The organism is Pseudomonas sp. GLN_2, assembly GCF_043106005.1.
GTDB lineage: Bacteria > Pseudomonadota > Gammaproteobacteria > Pseudomonadales > Pseudomonadaceae > Aquipseudomonas > Aquipseudomonas alloputida.
This window is the reverse complement of record NZ_JBICMC010000067.1, coordinates 76,183-100,641: the sequence shown is the minus strand read 5'-3', so window position 1 is coordinate 100,641 and position 24,459 is coordinate 76,183. Positions and strand designations below refer to the sequence as shown.

Annotated in this window: 21 protein-coding genes and 2 pseudogenes; 12 read left to right on the top strand and 11 right to left on the bottom strand. The window is 60.9% G+C overall.

Annotation, left to right across the window (positions count from 1 at the left end):
* Nucleotides 1-65: 65 nt before the first annotated feature.
* Complete coding sequence (locus ACF8Q6_RS16135) at nt 66-1,613, bottom strand: AmpG family muropeptide MFS transporter (protein ID WP_012053644.1); 1,548 nt, start codon at nt 1,611-1,613, stop codon at nt 66-68.
* A gap of 43 nt (nt 1,614-1,656) precedes the next feature.
* Nucleotides 1,657-2,010: an MGMT family protein gene (locus ACF8Q6_RS16130; RefSeq protein WP_010952470.1), complete on the bottom strand. Its 354-nt coding sequence runs from the start codon at nt 2,008-2,010 to the stop codon at nt 1,657-1,659.
* A gap of 164 nt (nt 2,011-2,174) precedes the next feature.
* On the opposite strand from ACF8Q6_RS16130, the gene ACF8Q6_RS16125 reads away from it, so the two are divergent.
* The 5 genes from ACF8Q6_RS16125 (at nt 2,175) to groL (ending at nt 6,754) form a co-directional block, all read left to right on the top strand.
* On the top strand, nt 2,175-3,185 hold the full coding sequence (locus ACF8Q6_RS16125; RefSeq protein WP_392493834.1) for a DUF481 domain-containing protein: 1,011 nt from the start codon (nt 2,175-2,177) through the stop codon (nt 3,183-3,185).
* 82 nt (nt 3,186-3,267) lie between these two features.
* Nucleotides 3,268-3,999, top strand: a complete 732-nt coding sequence (locus tag ACF8Q6_RS16120) for a HugZ family protein (RefSeq protein ID WP_392493833.1) — start codon at nt 3,268-3,270, stop codon at nt 3,997-3,999.
* Nucleotides 4,000-4,064: 65 nt separating this feature from the next.
* A complete protein-coding gene (locus ACF8Q6_RS16115; protein ID WP_003251903.1) occupies nt 4,065-4,526 on the top strand; it encodes an FxsA family protein in 462 nt (153 codons plus the stop codon).
* A 243-nt stretch (nt 4,527-4,769) separates the two neighbouring features.
* A complete protein-coding gene (locus ACF8Q6_RS16110; RefSeq protein WP_003251905.1) occupies nt 4,770-5,063 on the top strand; it encodes a co-chaperone GroES in 294 nt (97 codons plus the stop codon).
* A 50-nt stretch (nt 5,064-5,113) separates the two neighbouring features.
* On the top strand, nt 5,114-6,754 hold the full coding sequence (groL, locus tag ACF8Q6_RS16105; RefSeq protein ID WP_003251907.1) for a chaperonin GroEL: 1,641 nt from the start codon (nt 5,114-5,116) through the stop codon (nt 6,752-6,754).
* 126 nt (nt 6,755-6,880) lie between these two features.
* Here the strand turns inward: groL and pyk are convergent, their stop codons facing one another.
* Nucleotides 6,881-8,335 carry a pyruvate kinase gene (pyk, locus tag ACF8Q6_RS16100; RefSeq protein WP_003251912.1) on the bottom strand — a complete coding sequence of 485 codons (1,455 nt, stop codon included), beginning with the start codon at nt 8,333-8,335 and terminating at the stop codon, nt 6,881-6,883.
* 180 nt (nt 8,336-8,515) lie between these two features.
* On the opposite strand from pyk, the gene ACF8Q6_RS16095 reads away from it, so the two are divergent.
* The 3 genes from ACF8Q6_RS16095 to sbcB all read left to right on the top strand — a co-directional run bounded on the left by ACF8Q6_RS16095 (nt 8,516) and on the right by sbcB (nt 10,876).
* Nucleotides 8,516-8,902 carry a hypothetical protein gene (locus tag ACF8Q6_RS16095; RefSeq protein WP_003251914.1) on the top strand — a complete coding sequence of 129 codons (387 nt, stop codon included), beginning with the start codon at nt 8,516-8,518 and terminating at the stop codon, nt 8,900-8,902.
* 123 nt (nt 8,903-9,025) lie between these two features.
* Entirely contained in the window at nt 9,026-9,385 is a 360-nt protein-coding gene (locus ACF8Q6_RS16090; RefSeq protein ID WP_012053641.1) for a PilZ domain-containing protein, read from the top strand.
* Nucleotides 9,386-9,442: 57 nt separating this feature from the next.
* Complete coding sequence (gene sbcB / locus ACF8Q6_RS16085) at nt 9,443-10,876, top strand: exodeoxyribonuclease I (RefSeq protein WP_392493143.1); 1,434 nt, start codon at nt 9,443-9,445, stop codon at nt 10,874-10,876.
* Between the two features lie 72 nt (nt 10,877-10,948).
* On the opposite strand, the gene mvaT is transcribed toward sbcB, so the two are convergent.
* Nucleotides 10,949-11,326: a histone-like nucleoid-structuring protein MvaT gene (mvaT, locus tag ACF8Q6_RS16080; RefSeq protein ID WP_003251920.1), complete on the bottom strand. Its 378-nt coding sequence runs from the start codon at nt 11,324-11,326 to the stop codon at nt 10,949-10,951.
* A gap of 284 nt (nt 11,327-11,610) precedes the next feature.
* Between mvaT and purU the strand changes: the two genes are divergently transcribed.
* Nucleotides 11,611-12,462, top strand: a complete 852-nt coding sequence (gene purU / locus ACF8Q6_RS16075) for a formyltetrahydrofolate deformylase (protein ID WP_003251921.1) — start codon at nt 11,611-11,613, stop codon at nt 12,460-12,462.
* A 231-nt stretch (nt 12,463-12,693) separates the two neighbouring features.
* Here the strand turns inward: purU and ACF8Q6_RS16070 are convergent, their stop codons facing one another.
* From ACF8Q6_RS16070 to ACF8Q6_RS16050, 5 genes and pseudogenes are all read right to left on the bottom strand, one after another.
* A complete protein-coding gene (locus ACF8Q6_RS16070; RefSeq protein WP_014859133.1) occupies nt 12,694-13,686 on the bottom strand; it encodes a lysylphosphatidylglycerol synthase transmembrane domain-containing protein in 993 nt (330 codons plus the stop codon).
* Nucleotides 13,683-14,447: a DUF2334 domain-containing protein gene (locus ACF8Q6_RS16065; protein WP_392492421.1), complete on the bottom strand. Its 765-nt coding sequence runs from the start codon at nt 14,445-14,447 to the stop codon at nt 13,683-13,685. The genes ACF8Q6_RS16070 and ACF8Q6_RS16065 overlap by 4 nt, the downstream gene beginning before the upstream one ends.
* On the bottom strand, nt 14,440-15,561 hold the full coding sequence (locus tag ACF8Q6_RS16060; RefSeq protein WP_019437961.1) for a glycosyltransferase family 1 protein: 1,122 nt from the start codon (nt 15,559-15,561) through the stop codon (nt 14,440-14,442). The genes ACF8Q6_RS16065 and ACF8Q6_RS16060 overlap by 8 nt, the downstream gene beginning before the upstream one ends.
* A gap of 167 nt (nt 15,562-15,728) precedes the next feature.
* Nucleotides 15,729-16,325 (bottom strand): annotated as a pseudogene (locus ACF8Q6_RS16055) (methyl-accepting chemotaxis protein); the annotation flags it as partial.
* Between the two features lie 261 nt (nt 16,326-16,586).
* A pseudogene (locus tag ACF8Q6_RS16050) lies at nt 16,587-17,603 on the bottom strand (cache domain-containing protein); the annotation flags it as partial.
* A gap of 169 nt (nt 17,604-17,772) precedes the next feature.
* Here ACF8Q6_RS16050 and ACF8Q6_RS16045 point away from each other — a divergent pair.
* Entirely contained in the window at nt 17,773-19,248 is a 1,476-nt protein-coding gene (locus ACF8Q6_RS16045; protein WP_392492418.1) for a helicase HerA-like domain-containing protein, read from the top strand.
* A 105-nt stretch (nt 19,249-19,353) separates the two neighbouring features.
* On the opposite strand, the gene ACF8Q6_RS16040 is transcribed toward ACF8Q6_RS16045, so the two are convergent.
* Together ACF8Q6_RS16040 and ACF8Q6_RS16035 are read right to left on the bottom strand one after the other, a co-directional pair.
* Nucleotides 19,354-20,826 (bottom strand): inorganic phosphate transporter, encoded by a 1,473-nt coding sequence (locus tag ACF8Q6_RS16040; protein ID WP_003251935.1) that lies wholly within the window; start codon nt 20,824-20,826, stop codon nt 19,354-19,356.
* Nucleotides 20,827-21,140: 314 nt separating this feature from the next.
* Complete coding sequence (locus tag ACF8Q6_RS16035; RefSeq protein WP_003251937.1) at nt 21,141-21,341, bottom strand: hypothetical protein; 201 nt, start codon at nt 21,339-21,341, stop codon at nt 21,141-21,143.
* 478 nt (nt 21,342-21,819) lie between these two features.
* Between ACF8Q6_RS16035 and pcaR the strand changes: the two genes are divergently transcribed.
* Nucleotides 21,820-22,695 (top strand): pca regulon transcriptional regulator PcaR, encoded by an 876-nt coding sequence (pcaR, locus tag ACF8Q6_RS16030; protein ID WP_003251938.1) that lies wholly within the window; start codon nt 21,820-21,822, stop codon nt 22,693-22,695.
* Nucleotides 22,696-23,015: 320 nt separating this feature from the next.
* Entirely contained in the window at nt 23,016-24,362 is a 1,347-nt protein-coding gene (locus tag ACF8Q6_RS16025) for an MFS transporter (protein ID WP_012053634.1), read from the top strand.
* Nucleotides 24,363-24,459 lie beyond the last annotated feature (97 nt).

The following is a 24,459-nucleotide window of genomic DNA, read 5'->3' as shown; positions in this document are numbered from 1 at the left end:
GGCAACGCGGCCCGGTGTAGGAGCGGGTTTACCCGCGAAGAGGCCAGTACAGGCAATACAAAGTTTCAGGGCCGCTCAGCCACCGAGTGGTCGTCCGCCACCGGCGTTCCCCGCCCGGCTTCCTGATGCCACTGCAGGGCGATCAGGATCAGCGTAGGCACCCCCAGCAGCGCTGTGATCAGGAAGAAGTCGTGGTAGCCGAACTTCTCCACAATAACGCCCGAATACCCGCCGATCAGCCGCGGCAACAGCAACATGATCGAACTGAGCAGCGCGTACTGGGTCGCCGAGAACTTCAGGTTGGTCAGGCTTGACAGGTAGGCGACAAAGGCCGAGGTAGCCATGCCGGAGCTGAAGTTGTCCAGCGAGATGGTCACCACCAGCATTTCCAGGTTCGGCCCCATGTCAGCCAACATCAGGAACAGGATGTTGGTGCCGGCAGAGGCTACGCCGCCAATGAACAGGATGGGCATGATGCCGAAGCGTACGATCAGCAGGCCGCCAACCCCGGCGCCGACCAGGGTCATGATCAGGCCGAAGATCTTGCTGACGCTGGCAATCTGGTCCTTGGTGAAGCCCATGTCGATATAGAACACGTTGGCCATCACCCCCATCACCGTGTCCGACATGCGATAGGTGGCGATCAGGCCCAGCAGCAGCAGAGCCTGCCAGCGGTAGCGGGTGATGAAGTCGTTGATCGGGGTCAGCACGGGGGCCAGGCCGCGGCGGCCGAGGCTCGACAGGCAGGCCCAGGTCAGCAGCACGTAGAGGATCAGGCGCAGGAAGGCGCGGTCTTCCAGCAGCAGGTCGAGCGGCGTGGCATCACCGGAGACCACGCTGGACCAGCCGGTATTGAACATCTGGGTGAAGCTGGCCGGTACCGAGACCAGCAGGATGATCAGCACGAACACCGAAGCCATCTGGTGCACCAGCCCGTAGCGCGCTGCCGACAGTTGGGTGCGCATGGGCACTGGCGGTTCGCGCATGACCAAGGTGGTGAACAGGGCGGGCAGCATCATCACCCCGAACATCACGTAGGTGCCGGCCCAGGCCTTGTGCAGGTAGCTGAAGCCGGTAGAGCCGAACCACTCGGCGAAGAACAGGGCACCGGCGGTGGCGAGCAAGGCAGCCACCCGGTAGCCGGCCATGTAACTGGCTGCGAGCGCGGCCTGGCGCTGGTCGTCAGCGATTTCCAGGCGGTAGGCGTCGACAGCAATGTCCTGGGTAGCCGAGGCGAAAGCAACCAGTACGGCCATGGCAATCAGCCAGGAGAGATGCTGTTGCGGGTCGCACAGGCTCATGCCGACCAGCCCGATCACCACTAGCGCTTGCGACAACAGCAGCCACGAGCGCCGGCGCCCGAGGCCGCCAAGCAGCGGCAAGCGCCATTGGTCGAGCAGCGGTGACCAGACCCACTTGAAGGCGTAGGCCAAGCCAATCAGGCTTGCATAACCGATGGTTTCACGGGCAACGCCGGCTTCGCGCAACCATACCGACAGGGTCGAGAACACCAGCATGTAGGGTAGGCCGGCGGCGAAACCGAGTAGCAAAAGTACCAATGTTGACGGGCTGGCATAGGCAGCAAGCGCAGCGCGCCAGGTTTTACGGGGCATGGGCCAACATCTGCCTCAAGTTTTCGAAAACAAAGCGCGCACTCTAACCGCTGTGCTCCATTGGGCGCCAGCCATGGCGCGTCATATCCACACGATTGTTGCTTACATTCACACCTTCTGCGCGTAACCGCGCCCGTTGTTCATCGCCCGACGGGGTGCCCAGCGCCAGGCTCAGCCGGCCACCCGCACCAAGCACCCGGTGCCAAGGCAGGCGTGTGTCTGCAGGCAACTGCCCCAGGGTGCGCCCAACCCAGCGCGCCGCACGGCCAAGCCCAGCCAGTTCGGCCAGTTGGCCATAGCTCACGACCTTGCCGGGTGGCACTTGGCCCAGTACTGAATATAGCGCCGTTCGTCGGCCCTCGGCCGAATCGAGGGCGTGCTCATATCCATCAGACATCTCGCCCGCCTTGGGCTGCAGATGAAACCGGACCGGTGGTCTGGTAAATGAGAGTTGAACTCAACGGCATACTCCCGGTCTGTCCTTGCTCTGGTCGTGGGTATCTGGATAATGCCCGGCTTTTTCGTCAAATCGAACCCATAGTCCGCAAACAAAGCCCGTTTATGAATTCTAGATCCTTGTTGTGCCTTCTTGCTGTTTCCCTGTGTGCCTCTCCGGTGTTCGCCGACACTGTGTGGATGAAGAACGGTGACCGGCTAAGTGGCAAGATCAAGGTATTCGACGGCGGCAAGCTGCTGCTGGAAACCCCTTATGGCGGGTCCATCGCCCTGGACTGGAAAGAGGTCCAGACGCTGGAAAGCGACCAGGAGATGCTGGTCAAGCAGGACGCCTACAGCGGAGAGAAAGCCAAGTCGCTCAAGGCGGCAGAGCCAGGCAAGGTGACCTTGGCCAATGGCGATTCACCGAAGACGGTGGAGCTGGCCAGCATCGAACAGATCATGAAGCCCAAGCCGTTGGTCGAGGATTTCGTGTGGAAAGGCAATGTCGACGTGGCGCTGGACTACAAGCGCGCCGAGAACGACACCGACGATTACGACGTAGGCTTCAAGACCACTGCCCGCCATGGCCGCTGGCGGCACAACGCCGAGGGTGAGTACAACCGCGAGACCAAGGACGACGTCACCACCACCAACAACTGGAGCGCCGAGTACGCGCTGGACCGCTTCATTACCGATAAGTGGTTCTGGCAGGGGCGTGCGGAATACAAGCGCGATCACATCGAAGACCTGGCCCGCCAGCGCACCGTGGGTACCGGCCCGGGTTACCAGTTCTGGGACGATGAGCTGGGTGCGTTCTCGCTGGGCTCACTGATCAACCGCACAGATTTCGAGTACCGGGACGGCGGCAAGGATAATTTCTATTCTGCGGCCGTGAAGTGGGATTACACGCGATACCTGATCGGCAAGAACGTGCAGCTGTTCACCAACGGCGAGTTCGCCAAGCCGCTGGGTGGCGTGGCCGACTACTCGCTGGATGCCGAGGTTGGCCTGCGCTACAAGGTCACCGAGTGGGCCTCGCTGAACCTCAAGGCGGAGAAGGATATCATCACCGGCACGCGTGAAAGTGACCTGGACAAGACACGCTATACCGCGGGCTTCGGCGTTACCTGGTAAGGCGTCTGGATGCAGGTCAGTGGCACAGGCAGCTGATAATGCTTATCTTGTCCCCAACCCGTCCGCCAGGAGCCGCCCTCAAGTGAGTACCAACGCCATCCGCCCCGCCCGGGAACTGCTGCTCAAGGAATACCGCGGCGTGCTTTCGACACATTCCAGGTCGATGCCTGGCTACCCCTTCGGTTCGGTCGTGCCGTACTGCCTGGACGCCCAGGGCAACCCGCTGATCCTGATCAGCCGCATTGCCCAGCACACCCATAATCTGCAGAAGGACCCCAAGTGTTCGCTGTTGGTGGGTGAGCGCGAGGCTGAGGATGTGCAGGCGGTAGGGCGCCTGACGGTGATGGCCGAAGCGCACAAGCTGGTCGACGAAGCCGTCATCGAGGCCGCCGCCGAACGCTATTACCGCTATTTCCCGGACGCGGCCAACTACCACAAGGCCCACGACTTCGATTTCTGGGTGCTGCAACCGGTGCGCCACCGCTACATCGGCGGCTTCGGTGCGATCCACTGGCTTGACCATGTGACCTTGGCCAACCCGTTCGCGGGCAAGGCCGAGGGGAGCATGATCGAACACATGAACAGCGATCACGCCAGTGCCATTGCCCACTACGTCGAATTGACCGGGTTGCCACGGCACGTACCGGCGCAGATGGTTGGGGTAGACAGTGAAGGCATGCACCTGCGCATCGGCCAGGCCGTGCACTGGTTGCCTTTCCCCACTACTTGCAACACGCCGACACAAGTCCGCGAGGCCTTGGTTTTGCTGGCTCGCGCCGACAATTGGCCGCTTGTGATGCAAGCCGAGGGTTGAAATCCGGAGCGCAGGCATCCATTTGAGGTCTTATTGGAAGGTTATCTTCCGTCGAGGAACCCTTGATGCGTGCTTTTCTACTGCTGTTTCTGATTTTTCCTGTGCTGGAGCTGTTCGTCTTCGTGAAGGTCAGCGCGGCAATCGGTTTCTTTCCGGCGTTGCTGCTGATCATCGCCGGCTCCGCCTTGGGCGTACTGGTCATGCGGGTAGCCGGCCTGGCGACTGCATTGCGCGCCCGTGAAAGCCTGCAGCGCGGTGAATTGCCCGCCGAGGACATGTTCCAGGGCATGATGCTGGCCGTGGGTGGTGGCCTGTTGTTGCTGCCCGGCTTCATCAGCGACGTGCTGGGTGTGCTGTGCCTGCTGCCATTCACCCGCCGCCTGGCAGCGCGCAAGATGCGCGAGCGTGCCGAGGCCCAGGCCATGCGCCAGCGTGCATTCCAGGACGACCCCTTCCAGGCGCAGCCGCGTGATGGCGGCCACCGCCCGAACGTGATCGAAGGCGAGTACGAGCGCCGCGACAAGTAAGAAGGACCGGGGCCGCGCAAGCGGCCCCGGTTTTTTTTGGCCTGATGAAAAATTTTCTATCTCGAGCCTTGTAATTGGATGTGGCGGCCTCATGTATGTGGTCACCGCAAGGTTTCTGGTGGCAACACCAGACATTACACAGGTGGTTCGCTCACAGCGGGCCACCCCCGGCAACGCCGGACAGCATCAAAACCGCCGGTGTCGAACCGGCCGATGAAAACCACAATTTGGGAGAGATCGACAATGAAACTTCGTCCTCTGCATGACCGCGTAGTCATCCGTCGCAGCGAAGAAGAATCGAAAACCGCTGGCGGTATCGTCCTGCCGGGTTCGGCCGCTGAAAAACCAAACCGCGGCGAAGTTGTAGCCGTCGGCACCGGTCGCGTCCTGGACAACGGCGAAGTTCGCGCGCTGGCCGTGAAAGTGGGTGACAAAGTGGTTTTCGGCCCGTACTCGGGCAGCAACACCGTGAAAGTCGATGGCGAAGACCTGCTGGTCATGGCCGAGAACGAAATCCTCGCCGTTGTCGAAGGCTGATTTCCCCCCGACTTCCCGTTACTCCAAAGTTTTTCAAGGATTAAACGATCATGGCTGCTAAAGACGTAAAATTTGGTGATTCCGCTCGTAAGAAAATGCTGGTTGGTGTCAACGTTCTGGCTGACGCGGTAAAAGCGACCCTGGGCCCGAAAGGCCGTAACGTGGTACTGGCCAAGAGCTTCGGCGCGCCGACCATCACCAAGGACGGCGTTTCCGTCGCCAAAGAAATCGAGCTGAAAGACGCTTTCGAAAACATGGGCGCCCAGCTGGTCAAGGAAGTTGCTTCCAAGGCCAACGACGCTGCCGGTGACGGCACCACCACCGCTACCGTTCTGGCTCAGGCCATCGTCAACGAAGGCCTGAAAGCCGTCGCTGCCGGCATGAACCCGATGGACCTGAAGCGCGGTATCGACAAGGCCACTGCTGCCGTTGTTGCCGAGCTGAAGAACCTGTCCAAGCCATGCGCCGACTCCAAGGCCATCGCCCAGGTAGGTACTATCTCTGCCAACTCCGACAACTCCATCGGTGAAATCATCGCCGAAGCCATGGAAAAAGTCGGTAAAGAAGGCGTGATCACCGTTGAAGAAGGCTCGGGCCTGGAAAACGAACTGTCCGTCGTAGAAGGCATGCAGTTCGACCGCGGCTACCTGTCGCCGTACTTCGTCAACAAGCCGGACACCATGGTTGCCGAGCTGGAAGGCCCGCTGCTGCTGCTGGTCGACAAGAAAATCTCCAACATCCGTGAGCTGCTGCCAGTTCTGGAAGCCGTTGCCAAGGCCGGCCGCCCACTGCTGATCGTTGCCGAAGACGTTGAAGGTGAAGCGCTGGCTACCCTGGTAGTCAACAACATGCGCGGCATCGTCAAGGTTGCTGCAGTCAAGGCTCCAGGCTTCGGCGATCGCCGCAAGGCCATGCTGCAGGACATCGCTGTCCTGACTGGCGGCCAGGTCATCTCCGAAGAAATCGGCCTGTCCCTGGAAACCGCTACCCTGGAGCACCTGGGTAACGCCAAGCGCGTCATCCTGTCCAAGGAAAACACCACCATCATCGACGGTGCCGGCGCTGACACCGAGATCGAAGCACGCGTCAAGCAGATCCGTGCCCAGATCGAAGAAACTTCCTCGGACTACGACCGTGAGAAGCTGCAAGAGCGTCTGGCCAAGCTGGCTGGCGGTGTTGCCGTGATCAAGGTAGGTGCCGGCACTGAAGTTGAAATGAAAGAGAAGAAAGCCCGCGTTGAAGACGCCCTGCACGCTACCCGTGCAGCCGTTGAAGAAGGCGTGGTGCCTGGCGGTGGTGTTGCCCTGGTTCGCGCCCTGGCGGCCATCGTCGACCTGAAAGGCGACAACGAAGACCAGAACGTCGGTATCGCGCTGCTGCGTCGCGCTGTTGAATCCCCGCTGCGCCAGATCACTGCCAACGCCGGTGATGAGCCAAGCGTGGTTGCTGACAAGGTCAAGCAAGGTTCGGGCAACTTCGGCTACAACGCCGCTACCGGTGAATACGGCGACATGATCGAGATGGGCATCCTGGACCCAGCCAAGGTTACTCGCTCGGCGCTGCAAGCTGCTGCTTCGATCGGCGGTCTGATGATCACCACCGAAGCCATGGTTGCCGACCTGCCGGAAGACAAGCCAGCTGCTGGCATGCCTGATATGGGCGGCATGGGTGGCATGGGCGGCATGATGTAAGCCAGCCTTACCCCCTGCACCATCAAAAAGCCCCGGTTCGCGAGAACCGGGGCTTTTTGTTATTCCTGTCGGGGCCTCTTCGCAGCACAAGGCTGCGCTTGAGCCTTGTGCTGTGAAAAGCGTGGATCAACCGACCAGCGGATCACCCACGTGCAGGATCTTCATGCCGTTGGTGCCACCGATAGTGTGGTAGCTGTCACCCTTGGTCAGGATCACCCAGTCTCCTTGCTCCACCAGGCCACGTTTGAGCAGTTCGTCGACCGCTGCCTGGCTCACCTTGTCGGCCGGCAGCGCGGCCGGGTCGAAGGCAATCGGATACACGCCACGGAACATCGAGGCGCGTGCCTGGGTGGCGCGGTGCGGCGACAGGGCGAAGATCGGTACATGCGAACGCAGGCGCGACATGATCAGCGGGGTGTAGCCGCTTTCGGTCAGGGCGATGATCGCCTTTACGCCCGGGAAGTGGTTGGCAGTGTACATGGCCGCCAAGGCGATGCTTTCGTCGCAGCGCTGGAAGGTGGTGTGCAGGCGATGGCTGGACTTCTGGCTGGTCGGGTGCTTTTCGGCACCCAGGCAGATGCGTGCCATGGCCTGGACCGCTTCGATCGGGTAGGAACCGGCGGCGCTTTCGGCCGACAGCATCACCGCATCGGTGTTGTCCAGCACGGCGTTGGCCACATCGGACACTTCCGCGCGGGTCGGCATCGGGTTCTGGATCATCGACTCCATCATCTGAGTCGCCACGATCACGGCCTTGTTGTTGCGGCGGGCGTGCTGGATGATCTTCTTCTGGATAGCGATCAGCTCGGCGTCGCCGATTTCCACGCCCAGGTCACCACGGGCAACCATCACAGCGTCGGAGGCGGCGATCAGCTTGTCGAGGGTCTCGTCATCGGCAACTGCTTCGGCGCGTTCGATCTTGGCCACCAGCCAGGCGCTGCCGCCGGCTTCGTCACGCAGCTTGCGCGCGTATTCCATGTCGCTGGCGTCACGCGGGAAGGAAACGGCCAGGTAGTCCAGGTCCATTTCCGCAGCCAGTTTGATGTCGGCCTTGTCTTTTTCGGTCAGGGCCGGTGCGGTCAGGCCACCACCTTTACGGTTGATGCCTTTGTGGTCCGACAGCGGGCCACCGATGATCACCACGCAGTGCAGGGCGTCTGCAGTGGCGGTTTCGACGCGCATGACCACACGGCCATCGTCGAGCAGCAGTTCGTCACCAACGCCGCAGTCCTTGACCAGGTCGGGGTAGTCGATACCGACGATGTCCTGGTTGCCTTCGGTCAGCGGGTGGGCGGTGGAGAAGGTGAACTTGTCACCGATCTTCAGTTCGATGCGCTTGTTGGCGAACTTGGCGATGCGGATCTTCGGACCCTGCAGGTCGCCCAGCAGTGCAACATGGCGGCCGTTCTTGGCGGCGATGTCACGGATCAGGCGCGCGCGGGCCTTGTGCTCGTCCGGCGTGCCGTGGGAGAAGTTCAGACGTGCCACGTCCAGGCCGGCGAGGATCAGTTGTTCGATCACTTCCGGCGAGTTGCTGGCGGGGCCAAGGGTGGCGACGATTTTGGTGCGGCGGATGCTCATGCACAGACTCCTATAGTGAAGCGCAGCGAAAGGCTACTCCTGAATCTCGCTGTAGTCATTGTTCCGTTGCACTACCTGCGACCAAGGCAGGGTGGCATTTGAACGGGGCAGGGTATCCTTGCAAAAGGGTGTGAAGATTTGCAGGCAAACGCCGATACACTGGCATCAAAGGAGATCCCCATGCGAGCCCTGATCGTTTTAGCCTTGGCCGCCAGCGCCGTCGGCTGTACCCGCTGGTCCATGGACCACCATCTGAACAATGCCTACCGCGCCTACGACCGCGGCGATTGCGCACGGGTCATGCTCGAACTGTCGCAGGTTGATCGCACCAGCCGTGCCCGGCCGTTCATCCACCCCGAAGTGTCACTGCTGCGCGGCCAGTGCCTGGAGCGCCAGGCGTTGTACGTGGATGCGGCGCAAACCTATCAGTACCTGATCCAGCAGTACCCGGGCAACGAATATGCCTATCGCGCCCGAGCGCGTCTGCAGACGCTGGAAAAACTCGGCCATTTGCGCGGCGCAGAAACGGCCGTGGCCAATCCGGTGACGACCGTACCTTGGCGCTAACACAAAGGTGTGGTTTATTTCACGGGATTTGCTGCGCGTGCTGCGCTAATCTGTAACTCAGCTGTTACAACAACCGCCAGTACCTAGTATTCCTGGCATCAGGTACGGAATACACTCGCGATCATGTTTAACAAGCGCCACATCGAACGTCATCAGCTACCTTGTGTCCTCAAGGTGTTCAACCGCTTTACCGGTCAGGAGATCGGTCAGCTAGGCAATGCCTCTGAAAATGGGTTGATGGTCATCAGCCAGCTGCCCGTGTTGGTCGGGCCTGATTACGAGCTGCAACTGCGTATGCCCCTGCCGGGCGGCGGGCACCAGTTCGTCAACCTCACGGCCAGTTGCCTGTGGTGCCGCGAGGACCAGACGCCTGGGCACTACGATTCGGGCTTCATGCTGCTGCAGTCTCCGCGCGAGTACGATGATTTCGTACGTTCGTTGCGCGACTATTTCAGTTTCCGCCCCGCCAACGCTCCCGTCTGAACGTTCATTTTTCAGAATCGCGCTAGAATCGGGTCGACCTCGATACAGGACGACCCCGTGACCTCCAGCATTTTCTGGCACGACTATGAAACCACCGGCATCAACCCGCGCTGCGATCGGCCGCTGCAGGTGGCCGGCCTGCGCACTGACTTCGACCTCAACGAAATCGACGAGCCAATCAGCCTTTATTGCCGACCGTCGGACGACATCCTGCCGCACCCGGCGGCCTGCCTGGTGACAGGCATCACGCCACAACTGTTGGCGGAGCAGGGCCTGTGCGAAGCCGAGTTCATGACTCGCGTGCATGCCCAGCTGGCGCAACCGGGCACCTGTGGTGCCGGCTACAACACCCTGCGCTTCGACGATGAAGTGACTCGCTACAGCCTTTACCGCAACTTTTTCGACCCCTATGCCCGTGAATGGCAGGGAGGCAATAGCCGCTGGGACCTGATCGACATTGTACGCACCGCCTATGCCCTGCGCCCGGAAGGCATTGAATGGCCGCAGCAGGACGGGCGCACCAGCCTGCGTCTGGAGCTGCTGAGCAAGGCCAATGGCATTGACCACGGTCATGCCCACGAAGCGCTTTCCGACGTGCGGGCAACCATTGCCTTGGCTCGCCTGATTCGGCAGAAACAACCCAAGTTGTATGACTGGCTGTTTCAACTGCGCAGCAAGCATAAAGTGATGGAACAGATCCGTCTGTTGCAGCCACTGGTGCATATATCCGGGCGTTTTTCGGCGGCGCGCAATTACCTGGGGGTCGTATTGCCACTGGCCTGGCACCCGCGTAATCGCAATGCACTGATTGTCTGCGACCTGCATCAGGAAACCCTACCGTTACTGCGGGAAAGTGCTGAAGTTTTGCGTCAGCGCTTGTACACCCGGCATGATGAATTGGCTGAAGGTGAATTACCGGTACCGCTCAAATTGGTGCAGATCAATCGTTGCCCGGTAGTGGCGCCGCTGTCGGTATTGCGCCCGCTCGATCAACAACGATTGGGCCTGGACTTGACGTTGTTACAATCGCGCGGCGAACAATTGGCCAATCAACAGGCGCAATGGCAAGAAAAGCTGGAGCACATCTATGGCAAGGACGAGTTCGCTCCGAGCGAGGACCCGGAACAGCAGTTGTATGAGGGTTTTATAGGTGACCGCGACCGGCGCTTATGCGAGCAAGTTCGTGCGCTGGAACCGGCGCAGTTGAGCCATGGCCACTGGATGTTCGATGATCCGCGTTTGCCGGAGCTGTTGTTTCGCTACCGGGCACGTAACTTTCCTGAAACCTTGACCCCCGAAGAGCGGCAACGTTGGTATGGCTTCTGCCAGCAACGCCTGAGCGACCCGCAGTGGGGCGCGCCGAATACCTTGGGCGACTTCGAACAGGCACGCCAGCAAGCCTGGGAGGGCGCCGACGAGGCGGGCAGGCGAGTGTTGGAGGCCTGGCAACTGCATGCTCGACAATTGCAGGAGCACTATTCAATCGGCTGATGGCCGGTAAACAAAAACGCCGGCAGTGTGCCGGCGTTTTTGTTGTGCGAAGCAAGAGGCGTATGCGGATAATCAGTCCAGCAGGGTTGCCCAGCTTTCAACCACATCGCCGCCCCAAGTGGCTTTCCACTCTTTCAGGGTCTTGTGGTTGCCGCCTTTGGTTTCGATCACTTCACCGTTGTGCGGGTTCTTGTATTGCTTGACCTTGCGTGCGCGCTTGGTGGCGGTAGTCTTGACCGAACCACGAGGTGCCTTGCTCAGTTTCGATTCTGGATCGAGCAGGGCAATCACGTCGCGCAGCGACTTGGAGTACTCGCCCATCAGTGTGCGCAGTTTGCCTTCGAACTCCAGTTCTTTCTTCAGCTTGTCATCCTGCGACAGATTGGCCAGGCGGGCCTGAAGTTCCTTGATGGCTTCTTCGGTAGCGCGGTACTCGTTGATCAGGGACATGGAGTGTTCCTTAATGCGTGTTCAGAAATGTGTGGGGCAATAATAGACAGCCCCTACTCGCAAGTAAACATAAGATTGGGCAATTAACTGTTAATTAAGCTGTGACAGCATTTCTCTACGTGAACAAATTTTTACATATGCCCCGTGCGTTTCCTCTTGTCTGTCAGGCAGCGCCCGTGTGGCGTTTTCGGGCCTGCATATGCAATCGCGGCAGCGATCAATACTGCGTTTTTTCTGGCGGGCCGCTAGAATAGGCGCCTTTGCGAAGTTCTGGAGTCTCATTCATGCGCACCTATCGTCTGGTGATCGCCTGCCCCGACCGTGTAGGCATCGTGGCGAAAGTCAGTAATTTCCTGGCCTTGTACAATGGCTGGATCAACGAAGCCAGCCACCACTCCGATGAGCAGAGCGGTTGGTTCTTCATGCGTCATGAAATCCGCGCTGAATCGCTGCCGTTCGGTATCGAAGCCTTCCGTGAGGCGTTTGCGCCGATCGCCGAAGAGTTCTCCATGACCTGGCGCATTACCGACTCGGCTCAGAAAAAACGCGTGGTATTGATGGCCAGCCGTGAGTCGCACTGCCTGGCAGACTTGCTGCACCGCTGGCACACCGATGAGCTGGACTGCGAGATCCCTTGCGTCATCTCCAACCACAACGACCTGCGCAGCATGGTCGAGTGGCACGGTATTCCGTTCTTCCATGTTCCGGTCGACCCCAAAGACAAGGCCCCGGCCTTTGCCGAAGTGTCGCGCCTGGTGCAGGAGCATGCCGCCGACGTCGTGGTGCTGGCCCGCTACATGCAAATCCTGCCACCACAACTGTGCCGGGACTATGCCGAGAAGGTGATCAACATCCATCACAGCTTCCTGCCGTCGTTCGTCGGCGCCAAGCCTTACCACCAGGCTGCCCTGCGTGGGGTGAAGCTGATTGGCGCGACGTGCCACTACGTCACTGAAGAGTTGGATGCCGGCCCGATCATCGAGCAGGATGTGGTGCGTGTCAGCCATGCCGACAGCATCGAGGACATGGTCCGCTTTGGCCGTGATGTGGAGAAGATGGTGCTGGCCCGTGGCCTGCGTTATCACCTGGAAGACCGTGTGCTGGTGCATGGTAACAAGACTGTGGTGTTCGACTGACACCGTCCGGCTTGCTGTAAGAGGCTGGGCTGCTGCGCAGCCCTGTCGCAACAGGGGCGCAGAGCGCCCCGGCAATCTTGGGTGAAACGGCAATGACCAAGCAACGCAACAACCCCGTCGTCTCACCTCCACCGATTCTTGGCGAAGGCTGCCTGGCCCGCTACGACCCTGACGCCCTGGATGACACGGATGGCACCGACTTCCCCGGCGCCGCCGAACTCTGGCAACAGCTCAACCCGCCTGACGCCGCCAGCGCTCCAGCAACGGACGTCCCAGCAGGCACACAAACACCGGCCCCCCAGCCAGCAGATAAAAGTAGTAAGTAACCGCCCGCCATATCAGGATTGCCGCAGCTGCGGTCGAACTGCCCACCAAGGGTGTCAACAGGCTGGCCGACGTCAGCTCGGCGGCCCCGGCCCCGCCAGGCAGCAGACTGAATTGGCCGGCGCTCAGCGACAGCATCTGCACCAGGAAGCTGGGAATCCACTGCAGGTCTACCCCCAAGCCCCGCAACACCAGGTACAGCACGCTGTAGCGCAGCCCCCAGTGGATGCACGTCAGGGTGAACACCAGGCTCAGCCTGCGCTTGGGCAGGCGCCAGGTCTGCGCCAGTGCTGCAACGAAGTGCAGCAGTTTGCGCGCCCAGCGACGTTTGCGCGGCTGGCCCATCCCCATGCGCTGCAACAGCCTGCCGTTCATGCGCATTATCGGGCGCCGGTAGCGCAACAGCCCGATCACCCCGGCCAACGCTGTGCACAGCATTAACGCACTGCCAAGCAACATGCTTTCCTGGCTGCGGCCCAGGCTGTGGAACAGCGCGTAGCCGGCAATCGCCAGCATTGCGCAGAAGAAGAACACCAGGTCGTTCAACTGGTCCATGGCAAAAACGGCGCCGCTGCGCGCCGGGCGGATGCGGTCTCGCGCCAGCAGGGCCATCAGGGTCAGCGGCCCACCACTGCCGCCAGGGGTGGTGCAGATGGCAAACTCGGTGGCCATGACCACGCCGAGGCTGCGAGCATGGCTCAACTGTTTTGCCTGTTCACCCAGCAACAGGCGCAGGCGCAGCGCATTGATGACCCAGCACAACAGAATCATGCCTAGCAGCATGAGCAGCAGGTGCGGGTCGAACCGGCTCAGCCTCGGCAGCAGCTCGCTACCACCCAGCAACGCTGGCACCAGCGCTGCCCCCAGCAATGCCAGCGCCAGCCAGGCCCAGCGCTTCATGCTGCCCCCTGGCGCTCCAGCCAGGCAGATTTGGTCAGCGGTTCGCGGCCATCCTTCACCAGTGTTTCCAGCGTTCGCAACCAATAGTCTCGGGATGAGCGATGACGCATGTCTACAGGGTGCAGCCCCAAGCGCAATGTGCTCGCGCCCCGCCAGCGCCGGCATTGCCAGTCGCACAGCGTGCGGGACAACGTGCGACGCCATGCGCTCCGTGCGCTCCAGACCAGGCCTGGCGCATCAATGGCCGTAAAGTCCGGCAAGCGGTACAGATGCTGCGGTGTACTGGTGTATTTCAGTGGCAGGCGGCACAGCGCTTGCCGTGTGCCCTGGCTCATGAGCCAGGCCGGTGCGACAAACCCTGCCACAGGCCACCCTTGGTCTTCGAACAGTGCCAGGCCCTCCTGTAGACGGGTAAGCGCTTCGTTCTCATCAAGGCCGTAGAACTCGCCTTCATGGGTATATATACGCCGCATGAAGTAGTCGATGGGGCTGCGGGGGGCGGGGCCTTCGTCAGCATGGGCGTAGCCGTGAAGCGCCAGTTCGTCGCCTTTGGCAAGGCGTTCGTCCAGGAGGCGGCAGAACGAAGGTGCCTGGTGCAGCGGATTACGTCGATGGAAGTCCGGGACCACCAGCCATGTCATTGGCACGTTGCCCAGCGCGTCCACGGCCCTTACGAACGGTTCATAGTCCGGCCAGGTTTCCGGGGCAATATCATGCAACACCAGCATGAGGCTGCGCTGGCTGGCGGAGGGCTCAAGCATGGGCGCGCACCTGCGGCTGGTGGCCGAGCACGGCCTGGTAGTGCTGGAGCAGGCCAGCTACTACGTTATCCCATGAATAATGTTGCTCTACATGGTGGCGGGCCTGCACGCCGAGCTCGCGGATACCCGCCTCGAACGCCTCGCGCACGGCGCACGCCATGGCCCGACCATCGTTGGGCGTGCACAGGCGGCCACACTGTTCGTTGATGATTTCAGGGAACGCACCGGCGCGCACGGCCACCACGGGGGTGGCGCTGGCCATCGCTTCGAGAATGACCAGGCCGAATGTTTCCTGGTCGCCAGCATGCACCAGCAAGTCGGCGCTGGCGATCAGCCGGGCCACCTCGGCAGCCGGGCAGAAGTGATCGATGACGCTGACGTTGTGCGGCACGCTGGCCGGCATGTTCGAGCCCACCAGTAACAGGTGGTAGGGGTCGCCGAGTTGCTGCATGCAGTCAAGCAGCACCGGCAGGTTCTTTTCCCGCGAGCCGCGGCCGGCAAAGATCAACAGGCGGCTGGTGTCGGCAATGCCCAGTTCGGCACGCACATGTGGGTCGCGCCGGGAGGGGTGGAAGGTGGCAAGGTCAACGCCCAGCGGCTGCACATGGACATCGCGCACGCCCAAGCGGCGTAGTTTGTCGGCCATCACCTGGCTGGGGGCCAGTACCCGATCAAAGTTGCCGTATAGCTTGCTGACGTAGGCCTCGACATTGGGTGCGAACCAGTTGCCCATGCGGTTGCTGACCAGTAACGGCAGGTCGGAATGGTAGAAACCGATCACGGGCACGTCGAGCTGGCGCCGCGCTTCCAGCGCCGCCCAGGCGGTCAGGTAGGGGTCGCCAACTTCAATCAGGTCGGGTTTGAGCGTGCGCAGTGTATTGCACCAGGGGGCCAGGCGTACCGGAAAGCGGTAGCCCTTGCCAAACGGCAAGGGCGGCGCAGGTACCTGATAGATGCCATCGCCGTGCTGGGCGCTGGCACCGGGAATCAACAGGCTGTGGCGTACGCCGTGAATGGCGTCGAGACGGTGATGTTTGGCATCAAGATAGGTACGTACGCCACCGCTGGCCGGGGCGTAGAACATGGTGATGTCGGCGATGTGCACGATCAGCATCCCTCCGGGATCGTCTTCGGGTCTGTCATCCGGCGTTGAAATGCCGGCGATGAAATGCCTAAAGGTGGACCTATCAGAAGGATAGTTTGTTCGATCGGTTTGAGAGGAGGGGAGTGCGCAATGCCTGGAGCAGCACAAGGCTGCTCCAGGTGAAGGTGTAGCCTCTATCAGATACGGAAGCTGCCCACCAGGTGCTTCAGGCGGCCAGCCTGCTGCTCGAGGTCGGAGCAGGCGCGCAGGGTCGCTTGCAGGTTCTCCACGCCTTCCTGGTTGAGCATGTTGATCTCGTTGATGTCCATGTTGATCGCCTCGACCACGGCGGTCTGCTCTTCGGTGGCGGTGGCCACCGACTGGTTCATGCCGTCGATCTCGCCAATGCGCACGGTAACACTGTCCAGTCGCTCACCCGCCTGGTTGGCGATCTGCATGCTGTCCTGGCTGTGGCGCTGGCTCTGGTCCATGGTGTCGACCGACTCGCGGGCACCGACCTGCAGCTCTTCGATCATGGTCTGCACTTGCTGTGCCGACTCCTGGGTGCGGTGAGCCAGATTGCGCACCTCATCGGCGACCACGGCAAAGCCACGCCCGGCCTCACCGGCGCGGGCCGCTTCGATGGCGGCGTTCAGCGCCAGCAGGTTGGTCTGCTGGGAAATGCTGGTGATCACTTCCAGGATCTGGCCGATATTCACGGTCTTGCTGTTGAGTGTTTCGATGTGCGCGCTGGAGGTGACGATCAGGTCGGACAGGCGGTTCATTGCGGCAATGTTGCGCTCGACCACTTGCTGGCCTTCTTCGGCCAGCAGGCGTGCGGAGCTTGCGTGCTGCGAAGCCTGGGCGGCGTTGCCGGCGATTTCCTGAGCCGCAGCGCCCAATTCATTGATGGCGGCGGCGACACTGTTGGTGCGGTTGGACTGCTCGTCGGAGTTGGTCATCGACGAATTCGAAGCGCTGATCACCCGCAGGGCTACTTCGTTGACCTGCTCGGTGGCCGAGGACACTTCGCGAATGCTGCTGTGAATGCGTTCGACGAAGCGGTTGAAGGCGTTGCCGAGGACACCGAATTCGTCGTGGTTGTGGATGTGCAGGCGCTTGGTCAGGTCGCCTTCACCTTCGGCTATGTCTTCCATGGCGCGGGTCATGGTGTGCAGTGGTTGCATCAACACGCGGATCAGCAAGCCGAGCAGGCCGATGATGATCACCACTGCCACCACCGTGGCGATCACCGCCGAGGTGCGGAAGGTGCTGAGCATCGAGAAGGCCTTGTCCTTGTCCACCGACAGGCCGATGTACCAGTTTGCCGACGGCAGGCCGGTAATCGGGCTGAAGGTCAGCAGGCGGGTCTGGCCCTCGCTTTGCACTTCGGTCAGCTCACCGGTCAGTTTCGGCGTGCGCTGCGGGAACAGGTCCGACAGCGATTTCATGACCAGATCTTTATCCGGGTGCACCAGTATCTTGCCCTGGTCGTTGACCAGGAAGGCGTATCCCATGCCGCCGAAGTTCAGCGAGTTGATGATCTGCACCAGGCCGTCCAGGGCCAGGTCGCCGCCGACCACGCCCACGCTGCTGGAGACCTTGCTGAGGATACCAATGACCATCTTGTTGGTGGTCATATCGATGTAGGGTTCGGTCAGCGTCGCGCCGCTGGCGTTCATGCCGTCCTTGTACCAAGGGCGGGTGCGCGGGTCGTAGCCGTCGGGCATCTTCGCGTCCGGGCGTACGCTGAAACCGCCGTCGACTTTGCCCAGGTAGACCGTGAGGAAGCTGGATATCAGCGCATTCTGACCCATCAGGGTTTCGGCGTTGGCTGGGTCTTGGGCAATGTTCTGCGCCAGGTTCTCCACCAGCTTTATCCGGCCCTCGAACAGGTTGCGAATGTTGGTCGACGTGGAGGTGCCCATTTCAGCCAGATAGTTTTCCAGGTCCTCGCGGATCGCATTACGCTGGAGGTAATCGTTGTAGAGGGTGAAAAGGCTGAAGGCGAGTATCACGATCAGTGATGCCGCCAAAAGAATCTTGTGGCTGAAACGAAGGCTTTTGTTCATGGCGTAATCGGTTCCGCTAAGGTTTTATATCAGGCGTTCGCACGAGTGGAGCCGTAGGTTGTGCAACACCCCGAAAAGTCCCTTTTCGGCTGTTCCTCTCTAATTAAGGCGAATAACACCCACAGGTATCGGCCGAATTAAGCTAAAGCTTGAGCAGAGGATTAAAGAGATGTCGGAATTTTCGACCATCGTTGTAGGCGCGGGCCCGGATGGCCAGCCAGTCGGGCAAGCAATGCGCCTGGCCAACCGCCACGGTCTGGTGGCTGGCGCAACCGGTACTGGCAAGACCGTCACCCTGCAGCACCTGGCGGAGGTGTTCAGCGACGCGGGGGTAGCGGTGTTCGCCGCCGATGTCAAAGGCGACCTCTGTGGCCTGGGTGCTGCCGGTGCGCCACAAGGCAAGGTGGCTGAGCGCATCGCCGGCATGCCGTGGCTGGGGCATACGCCCAAGGCCTACCCGGTGAGCTTGTGGGATATCGCCGGGCTGTCGGGCCACCCGCTGCGCACCACCCTCAGTGAAATGGGGCCGCTGCTGCTGGGCAACTTGCTGGAACTGACCGACAGCCAGCAGGCGGCGCTGTATGCAGCATTCAAGGTGGCCGACCGCGAAGGCCTGCTGCTGCTGGACCTCAAAGACCTCAAGGCCCTGCTGGCGCATCTGAAGGACAACCCGCATCTGCTCGGCGAAGACAGCGCGCTGATGACCACGGCCTCCACCCAGGCTTTGTTGCGCCGGCTCGCTACCTTGGAGCAGCAGGGTGCCGAGGCACTGTTCGGCGAGCCGGCATTGCAACTGGAGGACCTGCTGCGCCCTGATCCGGATGGCCGTGGACGTATCCACCTGCTCGATGCCAGCCGATTGGTGCACGAGGCACCCAAGGTGTACGCGACGTTCCTGTTGTGGTTGCTGGCCGAACTGTTCGAGCAGTTGCCCGAGCGCGGTGATGCCGACAAGCCGGTGCTGGCGCTGTTCTTCGATGAAGCACACTTGCTGTTCAACGGCACGCCCAAGGCGCTGCAAGACCGTCTTGAGCAAGTGGTCCGGCTGATCCGCTCCAAGGGGGTGGGGGTCTATTTCGTTACCCAGTCGCCGGGTGACTTGCCTGACGCGGTACTGGCCCAGTTGGGCTTGCGCATTCAGCACGGCTTGCGGGCGTTCACGGCCAAGGAGCAGAAGTCGCTGCGGGCGGTAGCCGATGGTTTCCGTCCCAACCCAACATTCGACACCCTGGCGGTGCTTACCGAACTGGGTATTGGTGAGGCGCTGGTGGGGACGTTGGAAGAAAAGGGCACACCGGCGATCGTGCAGAGGGTGCTGGTTGCACCGCCGCAGTCGCGTATCGGGCCACTGGGTGCGGCTGAGCGCAGTGCGCTGATTGCGGCTTCGCCATTGGCCGGGCGCTATGACAAACCGGTGGACCGTGAGTCAGCCTATGAAATGCTGAGCCAGCGTAAGGGCGAGCCGGTGGAACCGGCGCCGCAACCGAAGGCGGATGAAGAGAGTTTTGCCGACAAGGCGGGTGAGTTCTTGCAGAGTGCAGCGGGGCAGGCGATCAAGTCAGCAGTGCGCCAGGCCGCTAACCAGTTGGGGCGGCAGTTGGTGCGCGGGTTGATGGGGTCGTTGTTAGGGGGCAAGAAAAGGTAGTCTTCCTGCGCCGCGCCCATACCCCTGGTAGCACAAGGCTGCTTCGGCAGACATAACGGCTATGAAAAAGGCGCCCGAGGGCGCCTTTATTCATTGCGGTGTCACTCAGCCAATGGCTTTGGACGCCAGCCAGAACAGGCCGGCCGCCAGGCCCATCGAGGCAGGCAGGGTCAGGACCCATGCCAGCAGGATGGTTTTTACAGTGCCGCCTTGCAGGCCACTTTTGTTGGCGACCATGGTGCCGGCCACGCCGGACGACAGCACGTGGGTGGTCGACACCGGCAGGGCGAATACGTTGGCCATACCGATGGCGCAGGCTGCGGTGATCTGTGCCGACATACCTTGGGCATAGGTCATGCCTTGTTTGCCGATCTTCTCGCCCACCGTCAATACCACGCGCTTCCAGCCAACCATGGTGCCCAGGCCAAGGGCCAGGGCGACGGCCACGATCACCCAGAACGGGGCGTATTCGGTGGTGGCGGTGAGGTCTTTGCGCAGTTTTTCAAGGTCGGACTTTTCACGGGCGTCCAGGCCTGGCAGCTTGCCAACCTTCTTTGCCGTGTCATCCAGGCACAACAAATAGCGGCGCACTTCAACGCGCTTCTCGGCATCGAGGCTGTGATAGTCCGTCACGCCTTTCAGCGAGGTCTGCAGCGCAGCAATGGTCGGCTCGGTCTGCTGCGGGTTGCAACTGAACTGCTCCGGCAGATCGCTGGCCTTGGCCTTGCCCAGTGCCAGGAACTCGCCCAGGGTGGCGGCGTTACGCTGGTAGAACTGGCTCATGTGCAGGGTAGCGTCGCGAGTACGTTCGATCTGGTAGGTGGTGCTGTTCAGGTCGAGTACGAACTTGGCCGGCACAATACCGATCAGCACCAGCATGATCAGGCCGATGCCTTTCTGGCCGTCGTTGGAGCCGTGCACGAAGCTCACGCCCATGGCGGAAACAACCAGGACCAGACGGTTCCAGAAGGGTGGGTGCTTCTTGTCATCGAGCTTGCGGCGCTGTTCCGGGGTCTTGTGCATCTTCGACAGCGGGCGCCACCATTTCAGGCCGATCAGCACCAGGGCAGCAACGGCGAAACCGGCCATTGGCGAGACCACCAGCGACATGGCGATATCGATCGCTTTCTGCCAGTTGACGCCGTCGCCTAGCGGAATGTCGTTGATCAGGGCGTTGGCCAGCCCGACACCGAGAATGGAGCCGATCAGCGTGTGCGAACTGGAGGCAGGGATGCCAAAGTACCAAGTGCCCAGGTTCCAGGTGATGGCCGCGGCCAGCAACGAGAAGACCATGGCCAGGCCGTGTCCGGTGTTCACATTGATCAGCAGCTCTACCGGCAACAGGTGCACGATGGCATAGGCCACCCCTACACCGCCGAGCAGAACGCCAAGGAAGTTGAACACGCCGGAGAAGAACACGGCGAGGTGTGGCGGCATGGCTTTGGTATAGATGACGGTAGCTACCGCGTTGGCGGTGTCATGAAAGCCATTGATGAACTCGAAGGCGAGTACGAAGGTCAAGGCGAGCAGCAGGCTCACCAACACCCAGGCATCCAGTCCGCTGAATAAATCGATCATGAAGGTTGTCTGGCGGGTCATAGGGGGGCGGGATTATGCCAGAAAACCTTGGCAATCGATGCACCTGCAACAGACAGATGACCGCCTTCAGGGTGCAATCGTGTCGTGCGGAGGGGGGCGCTCAAGGCGATAAATGGCGGTAAAAAATCACAAAATATGGCGAAATAAGGCCGAAATGTTGAGAAATGGTCATTTCCCTAAAATTCAAACGGCCGTATGAAATTTGTGTGATTCCATTTCATCATCGGCCAGACAGTAAAGATCGACCTCGCCCGGGTATACCGGGCGACGACACGCAGAGGGCGCCCCGAGGCTCAGGGGTTGTCGCTGCGCAATTCTTTTTCGATGCGTTCCAGTTCCTGGCTGAAGGCCTGGTCACGAACGCTGGCACGCTTGCGCCAGGGTTTGCGTTCCGGATCCGGTTGTGCGGCGTAAGTGGTGACTTCGCCACCATAAACATCCTTGTAACGTTCAGCCTGGCGCTCGAGTTCCGCGCGCAGTTCATCTTTCGTCACGTGCAGTACCTGAAATAAGTGTAATGACTGTTGTTATGCATTGTGCAACATGCATTTTGCCTTGCGGGCCGCAACGGCTTGATAAAGCGGAAGGTTCCATGACCACGGTAAGCGGAGGGCCTGCGCAATCGATTATAGCAACCGATAATTCGCCGATCATCGTTAATTTACGCAGCCCTGACATCATCTGGCGTAAATAGCAGGATGTGCCCGCGAACAGTTTGGACCTTTCGTACAAGTTAGAAAGGAATGACGGATAGAAGTTCGTTGCAATGTCAGGGCGGGTCGTAATGAAAAACGGCCTCGCCGAAAGGCGAGGCCGTTGCCTGGGGACTTCTACGGTGGGTACCTGACCAGTCTCTCCAAAGAAGCCACAAGTGGCATGAGAAAGGTATAAGCAAAAGTGTCGGCGGTCAATTGCGATTATCGGCCGTTTGTTCGATAATCGCACGAACCGGTGTTTTTTTTGAGGTGTGCGATGAGTGACGAAACCCTGGGCAACGATTCCGGCAATGCAGAGGTGGCGCGACCTGCTTCGGCTGCCATGGCGCCGCCGATCGTGGCTTCCCCGGCCAAGCGCATCCAGGCCTTTACCGGTGACCCGGACTTCATGACCTCGCTGGCACGTGGCCTGGCCGTGATCCAGGCATTCCAGGAGCGCAAGCGCCACCTGACCATCGCCCAGATCAGCCACCGTACTGAAATCCCTCGCGCAGCGGTGCGCCGTTGCCTGCACACGTTGATCAAGCTGGGTTACGCCACCACCGACGGGCGTACCTATTCGCTGCTGCCCAAAGTGCTGACCCTGGGGCATGCTTACCTGTCGTCGACGCCACTGGCAATTTCTGCCCAGCCGTACCTGGATCGCATCAGCGACCAGTTGCATGAGGCGGCCAACATGGCCACCCTCGAAGGCGACGACATCCTTTATATCGCCCGTTCGGCCACGGTCGAGCGGCTGATTTCGGTCGATCTCTCGGTGGGCGGACGCCTGCCGGCCTACTGCACGTCGATGGGGCGCATTCTGCTGGCGGCCATGGACGACACCAGCCTGCGTGAGTATCTGGAACGTGCTGATCTCAAAGCGCGCACCAGCCGCACCCTGAATGATCCCGAATCGTTGTTCGCCTGCATCCAGCAGGTGCGCGCCCAGGGCTGGTGCGTGGTGGACCAGGAACTGGAACAGGGGCTGCGATCGATTGCAGTACCGGTGTATGACGCTTCGGGGCAGGTGTTGGCTGCCTTGAACGTAAGTACCCATGTTGGGCGGGTGACCCGCAGTGAACTGGAGCAGCGGTTCTTGCCGATTTTACTGGCAGCCAGTCGAGACCTTTGCCATCAGTTGTTTGGTTGAAAGCGCAGGGAGCACGTTGCGGCCCCGAATCAGAACAGGCAAAACCGTTTCTTGTGCGATAAACGCACAGTGTCGTGCCGGGTGAATTGCGTCACCCCGGCCCGCTGATTAATGTCTCTCGCAACGGTCGGCTAGCCGACCGAACAAGAAAAACATAAGAGGCACTTACGCATGAATACTGTCACCTCCCTGCTGCGGCCGCACCCGCATGCAGTACCGTTGTATCCAGGCTGACCCAGGCCATATACCCCAATCATCGCCTTTGTACCGGTTACCCGCGTGCAATGGCCTGACTGTGCCCCACATTCTGGATAACAATAATGAATCAAGCGCAAACCAACGTCGGCAAAAGCCTCGACGTTCAGTCGTTCATCAATCAGCAGCCGCTGTCCCGCTATCAGTGGCGAGTCGTGCTGCTGTGCTTTCTGATCGTCTTCCTCGATGGCCTGGACACTGCTGCCATGGGTTTCATCGCCCCGGCACTGTCGCAAGAGTGGGGGATCGACCGCGCCAGCCTCGGGCCGGTCATGAGTGCCGCGTTGATCGGCATGGTGTTTGGCGCCCTGGGCTCCGGGCCCCTGGCTGACCGTTTCGGCCGCAAAGGCGTGCTGGTGGGGGCGGTGCTGGTATTTGGTGGTTTCAGCCTGGCCTCGGCCTATGCCACCAACGTCGACCAGTTGCTGGTACTGCGCTTCCTGACTGGCCTGGGCCTGGGTGCAGGCATGCCCAACGCTACCACGCTGTTGTCCGAATACACCCCGGAGCGCCTCAAGTCGCTGCTGGTGACCAGCATGTTCTGTGGCTTCAACCTGGGCATGGCGGGTGGTGGCTTCATTTCCGCCAAGATGATCCCGGCCTACGGCTGGCACAGCCTGCTGGTCATCGGTGGCGTGCTGCCGTTGCTGCTGGCGCTGGTGCTGATGGTCTGGCTGCCGGAGTCGGCGCGGTTCCTGGTGGTGCGCAACCGCGGCACCGACAAGGTGCGCAAGACCTTGTCGCCAATCGCCCCGCAAGTGGTGGCCGAGGCAGGCAGTTTCAGCGTGCCTGAGCAAAAGGCGGTGGCTGCGCGCAACGTGTTCGCGGTGATCTTCTCTGGCACCTACGGCTTGGGTACCGTGTTGCTGTGGCTGACCTATTTCATGGGCCTGGTGATCGTCTACCTTCTGACCAGCTGGCTGCCAACCCTGATGCGTGACAGCGGCGCGAGCATGGAGCAGGCGGCGTTCATCGGTGCGCTGTTCCAGTTTGGCGGCGTGCTAAGTGCAGTCGGCGTGGGTTGGGCCATGGACCGTTTCAATCCGCACAAGGTGATTGGCATTTTCTATCTGCTGGCCGGGGTGTTCGCCTACGCAGTGGGGCAGAGCCTGGGCAACATCACCTTGCTAGCTACGTTGGTACTGGTTGCCGGTATGTGTGTGAACGGTGCGCAGTCGGCAATGCCATCGCTGGCGGCGCGCTTCTATCCCACTCAGGGCCGTGCCACAGGTGTATCGTGGATGCTGGGTATTGGCCGCTTTGGTGCGATTCTTGGGGCCTGGAGTGGTGCAACGCTGCTTGGCCTGGGCTGGAACTTCGAGCAGGTGCTGACGGCGTTGCTGGTGCCGGCAGCGCTGGCGACTGTGGGTGTGGTCGTCAAGGGGCTGGTCAGCCACGCCGACGCAACCTGAGGGCGAGGGCCGCGGTACGGCCCATTCACAGCACAACGCCGCGCCGACAGGTGCGGCGTTGTGCTGCGATCAGGGCGCACAGCTGCCCTGCGGTGGG

Excerpts from the sequence above, each read along its gene's own strand:
- ACF8Q6_RS16115 (WP_003251903.1), top strand. The coding sequence starts at position 4,065 with ATGCGTGCTTTTCTACTGCTGTTTCTGATTTTTCCTGTGCTGGAGCTG.
- ACF8Q6_RS16110 (WP_003251905.1), top strand. The coding sequence starts at position 4,770 with ATGAAACTTCGTCCTCTGCATGACCGCGTAGTCATCCGTCGCAGCGAA.
- groL (WP_003251907.1), top strand. The coding sequence starts at position 5,114 with ATGGCTGCTAAAGACGTAAAATTTGGTGATTCCGCTCGTAAGAAAATG.
- ACF8Q6_RS16065 (WP_392492421.1), bottom strand. The coding sequence starts at position 14,447 with ATGCTTGAGCCCTCCGCCAGCCAGCGCAGCCTCATGCTGGTGTTGCAT.
- purU (WP_003251921.1), top strand. The coding sequence starts at position 11,611 with ATGCGCACCTATCGTCTGGTGATCGCCTGCCCCGACCGTGTAGGCATC.
- mvaT (WP_003251920.1), bottom strand. The coding sequence starts at position 11,326 with ATGTCCCTGATCAACGAGTACCGCGCTACCGAAGAAGCCATCAAGGAA.
- ACF8Q6_RS16125 (WP_392493834.1), top strand. The coding sequence starts at position 2,175 with ATGAATTCTAGATCCTTGTTGTGCCTTCTTGCTGTTTCCCTGTGTGCC.
- ACF8Q6_RS16090 (WP_012053641.1), top strand. The coding sequence starts at position 9,026 with ATGTTTAACAAGCGCCACATCGAACGTCATCAGCTACCTTGTGTCCTC.
- pyk (WP_003251912.1), bottom strand. The coding sequence starts at position 8,335 with ATGAGCATCCGCCGCACCAAAATCGTCGCCACCCTTGGCCCCGCCAGC.
- ACF8Q6_RS16135 (WP_012053644.1), bottom strand. The coding sequence starts at position 1,613 with ATGCCCCGTAAAACCTGGCGCGCTGCGCTTGCTGCCTATGCCAGCCCG.
- ACF8Q6_RS16095 (WP_003251914.1), top strand. The coding sequence starts at position 8,516 with ATGCGAGCCCTGATCGTTTTAGCCTTGGCCGCCAGCGCCGTCGGCTGT.
- ACF8Q6_RS16130 (WP_010952470.1), bottom strand. The coding sequence starts at position 2,010 with ATGTCTGATGGATATGAGCACGCCCTCGATTCGGCCGAGGGCCGACGA.
- ACF8Q6_RS16060 (WP_019437961.1), bottom strand. The coding sequence starts at position 15,561 with ATGCTGATCGTGCACATCGCCGACATCACCATGTTCTACGCCCCGGCC.
- ACF8Q6_RS16040 (WP_003251935.1), bottom strand. The coding sequence starts at position 20,826 with ATGATCGATTTATTCAGCGGACTGGATGCCTGGGTGTTGGTGAGCCTG.
- ACF8Q6_RS16070 (WP_014859133.1), bottom strand. The coding sequence starts at position 13,686 with ATGAAGCGCTGGGCCTGGCTGGCGCTGGCATTGCTGGGGGCAGCGCTG.
- ACF8Q6_RS16045 (WP_392492418.1), top strand. The coding sequence starts at position 17,773 with ATGTCGGAATTTTCGACCATCGTTGTAGGCGCGGGCCCGGATGGCCAG.
- ACF8Q6_RS16025 (WP_012053634.1), top strand. The coding sequence starts at position 23,016 with ATGAATCAAGCGCAAACCAACGTCGGCAAAAGCCTCGACGTTCAGTCG.
- pcaR (WP_003251938.1), top strand. The coding sequence starts at position 21,820 with ATGAGTGACGAAACCCTGGGCAACGATTCCGGCAATGCAGAGGTGGCG.